This window comes from Pseudomonas sp. GW821-FHT01D09 (genome assembly GCF_059422465.1).
This window is the reverse complement of sequence record NZ_JBWKWY010000005.1, coordinates 134,200-147,310: the sequence shown is the minus strand read 5'-3', so window position 1 is coordinate 147,310 and position 13,111 is coordinate 134,200. Positions and strand designations below refer to the sequence as shown.

Genomic DNA, 13,111 nt, shown 5'->3' with positions numbered 1-13,111 from the left:
AACAAGAAGTAACATATTGTCGAATGTTAATGGGTTTGACTCAAGATGTTAGTGATTGACGGCTGAAATCAGTGGCCTGCGTAGTGGCACAAACCTTAAAGAATGCAGCTGAAAAGCCATTGTTTTGCCAGTAACGAGACCTATAATGCGCCGCCTTCGTTATCGCGAAACGGCATTTCGGCTCCTCTTTTTATGAGGAATATGTGGGAAAAGACTTTTCCTGCGCTTGGTTATTCGGCCCGACCAGCCCCTTCGGCCGATTACGCTCAGGGAAGCAGCACCTCAATGGCATCTCGCGTCTTTACCTCCCTTGCCCTCGCGGCGGTTACGCTGCTGTCGGGCTGCTCGATGTTCCGCAGCTACGACACTGAACTGCAAGCCACCAACCAGCAGTTGGCCAGCGGCAATGTGGATGCCGCGCTGACCCTGCTGGAAAAGAACAACAGCAGCGAAGACAAAGACCTTCTCTACTATTTTGAAAAAGGCGAGTTGCTGCGGGCCAAGGGCGACCTGGCCGGCAGCCAGGCGGCCTGGCACCGTGCGGACCTGGTGGTGTACACGTGGGAAGAGTCGGTCAAGTTCGATACCGAGCGCTACCTGGCGCAATTCGGCAGCTTCCTGGTCAATGACAAGGTGCGGCGCTACGAAGGCTATGACTACGAAAAAGTCATGCTCACCACCCAAATGGCGCTGAACCTGCTGGCGGTCAATGACTTCGACGGCGCACGCACCGAAATCAAGAAGACCCACGAACGCGAAGCCGTGATCGCCGAACTGCGGGACAAGGAATACCTCAAGCGCGAAAACGAAGCCGAGCGCCAGGGCGTCGCCACGCAGTTCAAAGACCTGCGCGGCTACCCGGTGGAAAGCCTCGACGCCCCGGACGTGGTGGGCCTGAAGAACAGCTACCAAAGTGCGTTCAGCCATTACCTGGCTGGCTTCGTCTACGAAGCCCTGGGCGAAAAGGACCTGGCCGCGCCGGGCTATCGTAAGGCCGCCGAATTGCGCCCCAACACACCGTTGCTGGAACAGGCCCTGCTCGATCTGGATGCCTCCCCCGTGGCGGCTGACGAAAGCGACGTGCTGATCGTGGTGCAGAGCGGCCTGGCGCCGGCCCGCGACTCGATCCGCCTGCCGCTGCCGATCCCGATCGACGGGCATTGGGTGATCACGCCGCTGTCGTTCCCGGTGATCAAGCCAGACACCTCGACGGCCACCTTTGCGCAGATCGGCGTCGATGGCCGCCAGCAAAACCTCACCGCCCTCAACAGCACCACCGCGATGTCGCGCCGCGCCCTGCGCGACGACATGCCGGGGATCATCCTGCGCACCACCGTGCGCGCCATCAGCCGCGGCGTGACACAAAAGAACCTCAACCAGACCAACCCGATGGCCGGCCTGGTGCTGGGCATCGCCTCCGCCGTCACCGAGGGCGCCGATACCCGCACCTGGCGCACCCTGCCGGACATGACCCAGGTCACGCGCCTGCGCCTCAAGCATGGCGAGCACCAGGTGAGCCTGCCCAATGCCCTGGGCGGCAGCCTGGTGACGGTCAAGGCCGAGCAACGCCATCAGGTGATCACTTTGCGGGTGGTCGGCAACCAGGTGTTCGCCAGCGGCGTGGCAGCCCGTGTGGTCGCGAGCAACCCGACCCAGGCCGTCGCCAGCCTCAAACAACCTTAAGGAGCACGCTATGCGTCATTTTATCCTCGGTGCCCTGGCGCTGATCGTCCTCGCCGGGTGCGCCACGCCGCCGCCGACACCGGGCAGCGCCGCGAGCAAATTCGTGGTGATGGGCACGTTCAAGGGCATCGCCGTCGGTGCCATTCGGGTGGCCCGCGAAAACGGCTTCCTGACCGCCAAGGTGCAACTGAGCAACATCACCAGCAGCAACCAGATGATGTATTACCGCTTCGCCTGGCTGGGCGCCGATGGCTTCCCGGTGGGCGACGAAGAACCCTGGAAAGTGCTGAACCTCTACGCCAACCAGGCCACCTTCCTGCCGGCCATCGCCAACCTGCCCCAGGCCGCCGACTTCCGTCTTGAAGTGAAAACGCCTTGAGCCAGCCCCCTATTCAGTTTTCGAGAGACATTCCCATGCTTGCACGCTTTTCGTTCCTCGCCGTGGTCGCCGTGTTGGCCAGCGGCTGCGCCAACACCTCGCCAGTCATCGGCGGCAAAAATATCAGCTACGGCGACACCAAGGCCGTGGAACTGGTGACCAACGAGTTCGGCTCCACCGACCTGCAGATGATCGCCGAAAGCATGACCCGCTCCCTGGCGCAGTCCGGCATCCTCCAGGGCCGCCCGGTGGTGCAGGTGTATGACGTGAAGAACAAGACCAGCGAGTACATCGACACCCGCGAGATCACCACCTCGATCAAGACCCAGTTGATGAAGACCGGCACCGCCCGCTTCGCCAGCGACAACACCGATATGCAAAGCCAGGTCGAGCAGCTCAAGCTGCAAAACCAGAGCGGCCTGTACAAGAAGTCCACCGTCAGCAAGACCGGCAACATGATTGCCGCCAAGTACCGCCTGGAAGGCTCCATCAGCTCCATCGTCAAGCGCAGCGCCGACTACAAGGACGTGTTCTACAAGTTCAGCCTGCAACTGATCGACGTCGAAAGCGGCCTGGCCGAATGGATGGACGAAAAAGAAATCCGCAAGACCACGGAGCGCTAGGCCATGCGCCCATGGATCGGCATCATCGCCCTGCTGTGCAGCGCTGGCGCCTGGGCGGCGCCGAAAATCGCGGTCACGGACCTGGCCTACGAGGCGCGCGTGGAGGAATACATCCACGCCGTCGCGGCCAGCAATAACTTCCAGGCCAGCCCGTACAACGCCAGCGGCGCGTCCAGCTACGCCGAATTCGAGAGCCGCAACAGCTACATCGAACAGAGCGAGCTGCGTAAATTCAGCGGCGATATCAAGGGCGAAATCCTCAAGTCGCGCCAGTTCCAGCTGGTCCAGGGCACGCCCTACACCCGCGAGGCCAAGGGCGACGTGTACGACGTGATCAAGCGGATCAAGGCCGGCCACTTCAAGGGCGCCGACTATGTGCTGTTTGGCACCTTGTCGGATATCGACTTCACCCAGGACATCAACGCCCTGGATCGCACCAACAGCTATTCGGCGGTGCTGGGGCTGGCGGTCGTGGCGGATTTCAGCCTGATCAACACCCGCACCTACGAGATCACCTCGGCGTTTACCGCCATGGGTGAAGGCCAGGACACCAAGCTGGTGAGCAGCCGCGACGTACGCGTGAGCCTGAGCCGGCCACGGGTGGTGAAGGACGTGTCGAAAACCTTGGGGGAGGATGTGGCGCGCCAGTTGCAGGAGCAACTGGGCGGCGGCTACCAGGAGCCTGGGCAGCCGGCATTGCGCAACAACCTGCCAAGGGATGAGGCGCCGAAGATCCTGCACTGAACCTCGGTGGCTCGGCTAGCACACATCAATGTGGGAGCTGGCTTGCCTGCGATCGCATCACCGCGGTGTATCAGTGACACCGCGGCGCTTGCATCGCAGGCAAGCCAGCTCCCACAGTTTTGATTGGGCTTGTTCAGTCAGGCCGTGGCGCGATGCAGGCTGGCGAGGAACCCCGCAGCGCCCACGAACAACCCGGCAAACGTACGGTTCATGCGCTTCTGCTGCTTGGGTGTGCGCAACAGGCGCAACACTTTCGCCGCCAGCCCGGTGTAGCCGGCCATCACGATCATATCCACGCCAATCATGGTCGCACCGAGGATCAGGTACTGGATCAGCAGCGGCGCCTGTGGGTTCACGAACTGTGGCAGCACCGCCAGCATAAAGACCAGGGCCTTGGGGTTGCTGGCATTGACCAGAAAGCCACGGAACATCATCGCCATCGGCTTGCCGATCGGGCGCACCGGCGCGTCATCGCTCATGTCCATGGGCAGGGCGCGCCATTGCTTGATGGCCAGGTACACCAGGTACGCCACGCCAAACCATTTGATCGCATAGAACGCGGTTGAAGACGTCGCCAGAATGGCGCCCAGGCCGCCCGCTACCACGGCAATCTGCATCGCCAGGCCCAGTTGCAGGCCAATAGCGTTCCAGTAACCGCGCAGGAAACCATATTGCAGGCCGCTGGACATGGAGGCGATGGCGCCCGCGCCGGGGGAGAGACTGATGATCCAGCTGGCCAGGAAAAAGGCCAGCCATGTGTCGAGCGCCATTACACACCTCGTAGCAAATTCGTTGTGAGCACTAAGCTAACGCCAAGGGCCGAGGGCTGGCTAGAGATTTTTCAGGGCAAGGGGCTGATATCGCTACCGCGCCAGCGGCGTACCGAGCGCTGGAAGAACAGGCTGTTGGGCACTTGCACCACGGCACTGTCGGTGCCCGCTTCGGGCACTTCGATCAGCGTGGTGTACAGCAAGTTGATCGCAATCACCCGGCCCTTGACGCCAGGTTTGTCGACGGTGTCCACCAGCTCGACCACATCGCCCAGACGAAACGGCCCGACGGTGAAGATCAGGATCGCGCACAGCAGGTTGGACAGTACCGACCACATGGCAAAGAACGCCACCGCCGCCACCGCCACAAAGCCCGACAGCGCGGTCCACAGCACAATGGCCGACACCCCCAGGCGCTCGAGGACAAAGATCAGCGCACTGCCCATGATCAGCCAGCGCAGGCCGCCGCGCAGGGGCATCAGCAGTTGCGGCGGGAACGGGTAGCGCTCGCCCAGGCGCGTCAGGCCCTTGGCGACGAAGCGCTGCGCCAGGTAACCGGCCAGCAGGATCAGCAGGATTTGCACGCCCATCCATACCGGTTCGATCCATTGCGCCGGCAGCGGCAGTTCCAGGGCTTCCATCAGGACAACGCCTCCAGCTCCGCTTGCAGGCCTTCGAGCAGTTCGAGGGCTTCCATCCAGGTTTCCTCCAATTGCCCTTCGCGCACCTTGAGTTTGGCCTGTTCGGCCAGCAAGTCGCGCAGTTCATCCTTGCGGGCCGCTTCGTATACCGCACTGTCGCCGAGGCTGGCCTCGATCTTGGCCAGGCGCTCGTGCACCTTGCCCAGTTCGGCTTCGAGCTTGTCGGCTTCGCGCTTGTGCGGCGCCAACTGCTGACGCAGGGCCGCGGCAGCCTGGCGCTGGGCTTTCTTGTCGGTTTTGTCCGGGTTGACCGGGGTGTTGCTGACCGGCGCGTTACGCAGACGATAGTCGGTCAACCAACGGGCGTAGTCGTCCAGGTCACCGTCAAACTCTTCGACCTTGCCATCGGCCACCAGCAGGAAATTGTCAGTGGTGCTCTTGAGCAAGTGACGGTCGTGAGACACCACCAGCACTGCGCCACTGAATTCCTGCAGGGCCATGGTCAGCGCCAGGCGCATTTCCAGGTCCAGGTGGTTGGTCGGTTCGTCGAGCAGCAACAGGTTGGGCCGGTCCCAGGCGATCAGGGCCAGGGCCAGGCGGGCTTTTTCGCCGCCGGAGAAGTTCAGCACCGGCTCATCGATGCGCGCGCCACGGAAGTCGAAACCACCGAGGAAGTCGCGCAGGGTCTGTTCGCGCTCGGTCGGCGCCAGGCGTTGCAAGTGCAACAGCGGGCTGGCCTTGGCATCCAGGGAGTCCAACTGATGCTGGGCGAAATAGCCTACCACCAGGTTCTCGCCACGGGTCAGGCGGCCGGCCAGGGGTTGCAGCTCGCCCGACAGGTTCTTGATCAGCGTCGACTTGCCCGCACCGTTGGGGCCGAGCAAACCGATGCGCGCGCCCGGCGTGAGTTGCAGCTTGACCTTCTCCAGGATGGTTTTGTCGCCATACCCCAGGCGGGCATCCGAGAGATCGAGCAAGGGGCTGGAGATTTTCAGCGATTCGCGGAACACAAAGTCGAACGGCGAATCGACGTGGGCCGCCGACAGTTCTTCCATGCGCTCCAGGGCCTTGATCCGGCTCTGGGCCTGGCGGGCCTTGGTGGCCTGGGCCTTGAACCGGGCGATGTAGCTTTCCATGTGCGCGCGCTGCGCCTGTTGCTTCTCGAAGGCCTGTTGCTGCTGGGCCAGGCGTTCGGCACGGGCCCGCTCGAACGCGGTGTAGCCGCCGCGATAGAGGGTGATTTTCTTCTGTTCGACATGGGCGATGTTATCGACCACGGCGTCGAGGAAATCCCGGTCGTGGGAAATCAGCAACAAGGTGCCTTGGTAACTCTTGAGGAAATCCTCCAGCCACAGGATCGCATCGAGGTCCAAGTGGTTGGTCGGCTCATCGAGCAGCAACAGGTCCGACGGGCACATCAGGGCCTGGGCCAGGTTCAGGCGCATGCGCCAGCCCCCGGAGAAGTCGGCGACCGGGCGGTCCATCTGTTCGTTGGTGAACCCAAGACCGGCGAGCATCTTGCGCGCACGGGCGTCAGCGGTGTAGCCGTCGGCACTGTCGAGTTCCGAGTGCAGGCGGGCCTGGGCGGCACCGTCCTGGGCTTTCTCGGCCTCGGCCAGGTCGTGTTGCACCTGGCGCAGGCGCAGGTCGCCATCAAGCACGTAGTCGATCGCGATGCGGTCCAGGGTGTCGATCTCCTGGCGCATATGGGCGATACGCCAGTCGGCCGGCAGCAGGCAGTCCCCGGAATCCGGGGTCAGCTCACCGAGCAACAGGGCGAACAACGTGGATTTGCCGGCGCCATTGGCACCGATCAGGCCGGCTTTGTGACCGGCGTGCAGGGTCAGCTCGGCGTCTTCAAGAAGACGTTGCGGGCCACGCTGTAATGTTAGGCTTTGAAGTCGGATCATAATGGCGGCGGAGTCTACCAGCTTCGTTGGCCGCTGGCTTGGGTGTGAACATGTGCGCTGACCTGTGGAGCTTTGCCCTCTCGACCTACGCCCGTGCGGGTGCTGAAGATGCCTGCCTGCGCTTGCAGGAGCAAGGGGCGGATGTGTGTCTGTTGTTGTGCGGGTTGTGGCTGGAACAGCGCGGGGTCGCCCCTGAACCTGGACGCCTGCAAGTGCTGCGGGCAATCGCCGGGCCTTGGCAGGCAGATGTTGTGGAGCCCTTGCGCAGGCTGCGCAAGCAATGGCGCACCTTGGCGCAGCAGGATGTGGCGCTGGGAGCGTTGCGTGAGCGGGTCAAGGCCCTGGAGCTGGAAGCCGAACGGCAGCTGCTGTTACGTCTGGAGACGCTGGTACAGGCTTGGCCAACGGGGGAGCGCGCCACGAATCAGACATGGCTTGAAGGACTGGCGACCGAAGCCGCCAACCTCGACCACGACGCGCTGCATCAGCTGCGCGCCGCGGCCACCGGCACTTAGGAAGCGCTGGTTGGGGTGGTGCCTGATGCTGCCGGGGCAGGCGTGCTGCTGGCCGGTGCGGTGGTAGCGGCTGGCGCTGCCGGTGCGGCAGGGGTCGCTGGCTTGACAGCTGCTGGAGCTGGCGCTGGTTTGGCGGCTGGCTTTGCAGCAGCGGGTTTGGCAGCCGGCTTTGCAGCAGTTGGTTTGGCAACTGGCTTGGCGGCCGGCTTTGCAGCAGCTGGTTTGGCAACTGGCTTGGCGGCCGGCTTTGCAGCAGCTGGTTTGGCAGCGGGCTTGGCGGCTGGTTTTGCAGCAGCAGCTTTAGCAGCTGGCTTGGCGGCTGGTTTTGCAGCAGCCGTTTTAGCAACTGGCTTGGCGGCTGGTTTTGCAGCAGCCGTTTTAGCAACTGGCTTGGCGGCTGGTTTTACAGCAGCCGTTTTAGCAACTGGCTTGGCGGCTGGTTTTGCAGCAGCCGTTTTAGCAGCTGGCTTGGTAGCTGGTTTTGCAGCAGCGGTTTTAGCAGCTGGCTTGGTAGCTGGTTTTGCAGCAGCCGTTTTGGCAACTGGCTTGGCAGCTGGTTTTGCAGCAGCAGCTTTAGCAGCTGGCTTGGCGGCTGGTTTTGCAGCAGCGGTTTTGGCAACTGGCTTGGCGGCCGGTTTTGCAGCAGCAGCTTTAGCAACTGGCTTGGCGGCCGGTTTCGCCGGCGCTTTTTTAGCGGCAGGCTTGGCTGCAACTTTGGCGGGTGCCTTGGCAGCAACGGCCTTGGCTGGTGTACGAGCGCTCAATACTTTGGCCACCGCTTCTTTCACCCGACCAACACCCTGTGCCAGTTTCAGGCTCTCTTGGGCATCGCGCTTGAGTTGAAGGATGTAGGTGCGGGTTTCGGATTGACGATCCTTGAGGGCATCGAGCAAGTCCTCAAGTTCTTTGACGGCGCCCTTGGCTTTGGTCTGCGCCTTGGCTTTGCCGGCAGTCGCGGCGTCTTGCAGTTTGATGCGGGATTTATGCAGTTTTTCTTGCGCCTTGCCCCGTTGTTTTTCCAGCTTGGCGAGCAGTTTCTCTGCATCAGCCAAGGCTTGGGAGCAAGCACTTTCCAAATGTTCGAGCAGGCTGCCCGAGAGTTGTTGGAGCAAGTGCAATGGGGTATTAACAGGCTTCTGTTTGGCCGACATGGTTTACCTCCTGGCTGACGTGGGTGCGGCTCATACTAGCCCTCTGCTCTTACCGCCGCTAGGGCATGTTGACAGTATCGAATGCGTTGCGTTGCACCGCACAAAAATTCTTATTGATATAACGAAAAACCACTGCGTTTTTTACCCCACCACGCTGGCATAATTCACCGCACTTTCGGCTGGAGAATACCCATGTCGCGTTACCTTTTTTTCATCCTGGGCTTATCGTTTTCAGTGGCCAACGCAAGTGAGCCGACGACGTCCAAAGACAGCCATGACCTGGCTTACAGCCTGGGTGCCAGCCTGGGTGAACGCCTGCGCCAGGAAGTCCCCGACCTGCAGATCCAGGCCTTGCTCGAAGGTCTCAAGCAAGCCTATCAAGGCAAGCCCCTGGCCCTGGACGACGCACGCATCGCACAGCTTCTTGCCCAACACGAAGCGCAGGCCAGCACCGGGCCCCAAGTGCCGCAAAGCGAACAGGCTCTTGCCGCCGAACAACAATTTATAACCACGGAAAAAGCCAAACCCGGCGTGCGCGAATTGGCAGACGGTATCTTGCTCACAGAGTTGGCTCCCGGCCGCGGGGAAAAACCAGGCGCCTACGATCGGGTTCAAGTGAAGTACGTGGGGCGATTGCCCGATGGGACGATTTTCGACCAGAGTGCACAGCCCCAGTGGTTCCGCCTGGACAGTGTGATCAGCGGCTGGCAAAGCGCGTTGCAGCAGATGCCGGTGGGCGCGAAGTGGCGCTTGGTGATTCCATCGGCACAGGCCTATGGCGCAGACGGTGCAGGTGAACTGATCGCGCCTTACACTCCGCTGGTTTTCGAGATTGAATTGCTCGCAACCGACGTCTGACCCCAACGAAAAACGGTGCGCCATGCGCACCGTTTTTTTGTCTTGCCGCTAAGAATCAAGCCTGGGTTGCAGGCTCTTCCTTATGGGCGTTGTGCAGCACTTCGATCAGGCAGTCTTCCAGCTCGAAACGCTCATGGAGCAGGCCGCCCAGCTCTTTGAATTTTGCGGCCACACACTCGCCCTTGTCGCAAAGGTCGTTAAAAGCCAGGAGTTTTTCGGTGATGTCTTTGATTCGTGGATAAAGCGTCTTGGCCAAGTCCAGGCCGCGCTGGTCGTCGAAGGCCTCGGCCTCCTTGGTCAATTGTTCATAGATACCGAAGTGCCCTGCCGAGACGTAATCCACCAAGACACCACAGAAGTCCTGCAAAGGCTCACGGTTCTCAGCCAGCGCTTCGGGTTTCTCGCCCAGAGCATCAAAGGCTTGAACCAATTCGTGACGCGCCTTCAACCAGCTGTCGATCAGCTTATGCACACCACCCCAGCGTTCCTGAGCATTCTGACAACGTTCCAACATGATGATCTCTTCCCTTATGGGCGGTGCCGCTTTTGCCCGCGCAACACGTCGAGGATAAGGCGGCAACCGGACAACGCCGCATCGAACAAATTGTTTCAATAACGCGTGCGGGCCAGATTATGCCCGCGTGACTGTGGCTTCAAGGTACGCAGACCAGAAAGTTCATACAAGTGTTTAATCCCATCCTACGGGCCAACACCGCTAATCAGTGCTTCACGAAGCGCAAACCCTGACCGGACAACACGCGCGAAAACTGGGTTGCCCCCAGGATAAGCATGGCCACGAAGAACAGCAGGCTCCACTCCGGGATGCTCAAGTCGAACAACGTCCAGTTGATTTCCACACAGTCGACCGTGCCCTTGAATGCCAATTGCAGGGCTTGCCCCAACGACAGGTTTTCGATCATGTATTCCAGGCTTGGCCAACAGTGGGGCATCTGGTCAGGCGGGATGTTCTGCAACAGCACCTGGCGCACCGCTGTCACTGCGCCGAGCAACGCACACCCCATACTCGCCGCCCAGTACAGGTAAATACCTGCGCGCCTGGGGCCATGGAGTGTCGCGATCAGGTTGACCAGGGTGAACAGCGCCAACAGGCTGCGCTGGATCAGGCACAGGAAACAAGGTCGCAGAAGAGCCCCGTATTCCAGATAAAAAGACGCGCCCAACGTCAATGCACCGGCCATGAACGCCAGGAAGAACAAGGAGCGTGAAGGGGCCAAAGACATTGTTTATCCGCAACACAAGAGATAGGTCGTTACGGTAGAGGAAAGACCTTACCCCTTTCAATACGCGTTGGAGCAGACGCTTCCGTGAGATCGCAAGGATATTCCGTCAATAGGTAGGTAACTTTACGTGGCCCCCTGTGGGAAACCACTTCAAGCCCCTGAAATCCGCAAAACCGAGAGGTTTTGAAGGGTTGGTCTGAACCAACCCTTCAAGGCTTCCTACGCTAGACCCGGGCAGGCACCGGCAGCGGCGAAGCCAGCAGACGGCTGTCCAACAGACCCAGGCCCTCCTGGAACAACTGGTTACTGCGCTCGGTGTCACCCAACTGCGCCAGCAGCCGCGCCAACTCGGCACAGGCCTCGGGGTTGCGCTGCACTTGCAGGCTGTTTTCCAGATAGTCCCGCGCCTTGCCCCACAAACTGTTTTGCAGGCACAGCCGGCCCAATGTCAGTAACAGGCTGGCATCCCCCGGATGGTCCTTGAGCCAGCCTTCGGCGAATTTCAGCTGGCGTGCCGGATCGCCACCACGCAACAGGCCATACAATCGGATCAGGTGACTGTCGTAACCGCGCTTGAGCGCAACACGCAATGCCTCTTCGGCCTTGGCATCGGCACCCAACTGGCGCAACTGCTCGGCATAGGCCAGCACCAGCTGAGGCTCCTGGCGCTGGGCCGAGGTCAGTTGCTGCCAGGCCCGTTCAAGGGATTGCAGGCCGGCTTCACCGTGCTCTTCGCGCTGGACCGCCAGGCTCAGGTTTTCACCCCAGGCCCGGCGCTCCAGATCTGCCAGCTCGGTAGCCGGCAGCACCTTGTCCTTGCGCAATTGCGGCAATAGGCGGATCACCGAAGACCAGTCACCGCGCTGCTGGTGCAAACGCTGAAGCTGGCGCAGGACCTGGGCGTTGTGCGGGTGGCGTTCATGCATGGCCTGCAGCGTCACAAGGGCCGCTTCCGTGTCACCACGGTCCATCTGCAGCTGTGCGTGGCTCAAGGCGATGGCCAACTCGGCCTGGGGCTGACGCTCCAGGGCCCGCTCCAGCAGGCTGTCGGACTCTTCATAACGCCCCTGCTCGTTGGCCGCCCGCGCCGCGCCGAGGTAATACAGCAATGGCTGGCGCTCGGCTTCCGCCGCACGGTGCAGGTGCCGCTCGGCACTGGCCCAGCGGCCTTCCGCCAGGTCCATCTGCCCCTGCTCGATCGCCACCTGCACCCGGCGGCTGCGATTGCGCCGTGACCAGGGATTGACCACGCCACCGGAGGTGGTCACCAGGCCCAGCAGCACCCGCAACAGATAGATCGCCAGGCCGACGACAAACACGGCCACCAGGGTCGACCATAGGCCGGACTCGTAATGCAGCACATGGGGATAACTGATCAGCACATAGCCGGTGTGTTTCGAGATGCCCACCGCCAGCGCCAGGGCGAGAGCAATCGCCAGCACCAGGATCACATAGAAACGCTTCATCGGCTTTACTCCTGGGTCGCCGGCTTACCGGCGGAAGCCTTGGCTTCATCGGCAGACAGATGGCGGCGTTCAAGGTAAGCCTGCACCGCAGACAGGCTCGCGGCGAGGTCCGGGGTCACCACCGAGACGGCCTTGGGCTCAAGCTCGGCGATACGCGCCAGCATGGCCTGGCTTTGCGGGTTGTCCTGATTGAAGTTGTCTTGCAAGACGCTGCGCGCCTCGCCCAATGCACGGGCGTACACCGCCGGCTCGCCATTGAGGGCGGCCCATTGCGCCTGTTCCAGCGCCAGGCTCAGGGCCAGGCGCACCTGGTTCAGGCCTTGGCCTGCCAGCAGTGGGCGGATGTTGTCATCGGGGTTGAAGTCGATACGGAAGTAGCGGGAAATCTGCTCCCACCATTGGCTCCAGCGGCTATCGGTGTCGGTGGTCGGCCGGCCCTGCGGGCTCTCTTGCAGCTGATATTCCGGGGACACGGCGGCCAGTTGCACCACCTGGTCACGCAGCGCCGCCAGTTGCAGGTACAGCCCGGTGCGGTCGGGTTGCTCAACGCTGCGCAAGGCCGCCAGGCTCTTGGCCAACTGCTCGCGGGCGGCGTAGGAGCCGGGATCGCTCTGCTCACGCAGGATCTCATCGGCGCCCTGCACCAGCGCCTGGGCACTGTTGATATCCTGCAAGGCCGACAGGCGCAGGCTGGCCAGGCGCAGCAGGTGCTCGGCCTCGGCCAGGCGCCAGTCCTTGCGGCTGGCACCCAGCACGGTTTCCAATCGCTGGTTCAAGCGTTGCTGGTCGCCCTGCAACTGCGCCACCAACCGGCGGCGTTCTTCCAGTTCATCAGCGCCCGGCAATTGCGCCAGGCGCGCGGCCAACTGCTGTTGTGCCTGCGCGATGCCCTGGGATTGTTCGTCCAGGGTGCGCACCTGCCCCAACTGTTGCTGGCTGCTCGCTTGCAGGGCCCGGACCTGCCAGAGCCCCCAGCCGCCGGCCGCAACACCGGCGGCACCCAGCAGCAAAGCAAAGACCGCCAGGCCGTTGCCACGGCGAGGCGTAGTGACCGGGGTCTCAACGGGCGCATCAAGCGCGGGCTGAGCTTCATCTTTAGGCAAGGCTGTTTCGCTCACGTGTCCATCCTT

14 protein-coding genes are annotated in these 13,111 nt (G+C 61.9%); 6 read left to right on the top strand and 8 right to left on the bottom strand.

The features are described 5' to 3' along the window. Positions 1-285: 285 nt before the first annotated feature. The 4 genes from AC07W7_RS07850 to AC07W7_RS07835 are packed head-to-tail and all read left to right on the top strand — an operon-like array spanning position 286 to position 3,429. Entirely contained in the window at positions 286-1,683 is a 1,398-nt protein-coding gene (locus AC07W7_RS07850; RefSeq protein WP_236309549.1) for a COG3014 family protein, read from the top strand. Between the two features lie 10 nt (positions 1,684-1,693). After that, on the top strand, positions 1,694-2,062 hold the full coding sequence (locus AC07W7_RS07845; RefSeq protein WP_495039045.1) for a YcfL family putative periplasmic lipoprotein: 369 nt from the start codon (positions 1,694-1,696) through the stop codon (positions 2,060-2,062). A gap of 35 nt (positions 2,063-2,097) precedes the next feature. Further along, positions 2,098-2,685: a penicillin-binding protein activator LpoB gene (lpoB, locus tag AC07W7_RS07840; RefSeq protein ID WP_076964244.1), complete on the top strand. Its 588-nt coding sequence runs from the start codon at positions 2,098-2,100 to the stop codon at positions 2,683-2,685. A gap of 3 nt (positions 2,686-2,688) precedes the next feature. Beyond that, the gene (locus tag AC07W7_RS07835) at positions 2,689-3,429 is read left to right on the top strand and encodes a penicillin-binding protein activator LpoB (RefSeq protein WP_495039044.1); all 741 of its coding nucleotides are present in this window, start codon (positions 2,689-2,691) and stop codon (positions 3,427-3,429) included. 137 nt (positions 3,430-3,566) lie between these two features. Here the strand turns inward: AC07W7_RS07835 and AC07W7_RS07830 are convergent, their stop codons facing one another. The 3 genes from AC07W7_RS07830 to AC07W7_RS07820 all read right to left on the bottom strand — a co-directional run bounded on the left by AC07W7_RS07830 (position 3,567) and on the right by AC07W7_RS07820 (position 6,750). After that, positions 3,567-4,199 (bottom strand): LysE family transporter, encoded by a 633-nt coding sequence (locus AC07W7_RS07830; RefSeq protein ID WP_076964246.1) that lies wholly within the window; start codon positions 4,197-4,199, stop codon positions 3,567-3,569. A gap of 71 nt (positions 4,200-4,270) precedes the next feature. Further along, on the bottom strand, positions 4,271-4,840 hold the full coding sequence (locus AC07W7_RS07825; protein WP_076964247.1) for a mechanosensitive ion channel family protein: 570 nt from the start codon (positions 4,838-4,840) through the stop codon (positions 4,271-4,273). Further along, positions 4,840-6,750 (bottom strand): ATP-binding cassette domain-containing protein, encoded by a 1,911-nt coding sequence (locus AC07W7_RS07820; RefSeq protein ID WP_076964248.1) that lies wholly within the window; start codon positions 6,748-6,750, stop codon positions 4,840-4,842. The genes AC07W7_RS07825 and AC07W7_RS07820 overlap by 1 nt, the downstream gene beginning before the upstream one ends. A 50-nt stretch (positions 6,751-6,800) precedes the next feature. On the opposite strand from AC07W7_RS07820, the gene AC07W7_RS07815 reads away from it, so the two are divergent. Then, positions 6,801-7,265, top strand: a complete 465-nt coding sequence (locus AC07W7_RS07815) for a TIGR02444 family protein (RefSeq protein ID WP_495039043.1) — start codon at positions 6,801-6,803, stop codon at positions 7,263-7,265. Here the strand turns inward: AC07W7_RS07815 and AC07W7_RS07810 are convergent. Further along, positions 7,262-8,416: an AlgP family protein gene (locus AC07W7_RS07810; protein WP_495039042.1), complete on the bottom strand. Its 1,155-nt coding sequence runs from the start codon at positions 8,414-8,416 to the stop codon at positions 7,262-7,264. The two genes, AC07W7_RS07815 and AC07W7_RS07810, sit on opposite strands and share 4 nt — an antisense overlap. Before the next feature lie 192 nt (positions 8,417-8,608). Between AC07W7_RS07810 and AC07W7_RS07805 the strand changes: the two genes are divergently transcribed. Next, on the top strand, positions 8,609-9,274 hold the full coding sequence (locus tag AC07W7_RS07805) for an FKBP-type peptidyl-prolyl cis-trans isomerase (protein WP_495039041.1): 666 nt from the start codon (positions 8,609-8,611) through the stop codon (positions 9,272-9,274). A gap of 55 nt (positions 9,275-9,329) precedes the next feature. Here AC07W7_RS07805 and AC07W7_RS07800 read toward each other — a convergent pair whose 3' ends face one another. From AC07W7_RS07800 to AC07W7_RS07785, 4 genes are all read right to left on the bottom strand, one after another. Continuing rightward, a complete protein-coding gene (locus tag AC07W7_RS07800) occupies positions 9,330-9,788 on the bottom strand; it encodes an Rsd/AlgQ family anti-sigma factor (RefSeq protein WP_076964252.1) in 459 nt (152 codons plus the stop codon). A 205-nt stretch (positions 9,789-9,993) separates the two neighbouring features. Beyond that, entirely contained in the window at positions 9,994-10,515 is a 522-nt protein-coding gene (locus AC07W7_RS07795) for a disulfide bond formation protein B (RefSeq protein WP_076964253.1), read from the bottom strand. Between the two features lie 224 nt (positions 10,516-10,739). Further along, complete coding sequence (locus tag AC07W7_RS07790) at positions 10,740-11,981, bottom strand: heme biosynthesis protein HemY (protein WP_169902181.1); 1,242 nt, start codon at positions 11,979-11,981, stop codon at positions 10,740-10,742. A 5-nt stretch (positions 11,982-11,986) separates the two neighbouring features. Next, complete coding sequence (locus tag AC07W7_RS07785; RefSeq protein WP_076964255.1) at positions 11,987-13,099, bottom strand: uroporphyrinogen-III C-methyltransferase; 1,113 nt, start codon at positions 13,097-13,099, stop codon at positions 11,987-11,989. Positions 13,100-13,111 lie beyond the last annotated feature (12 nt).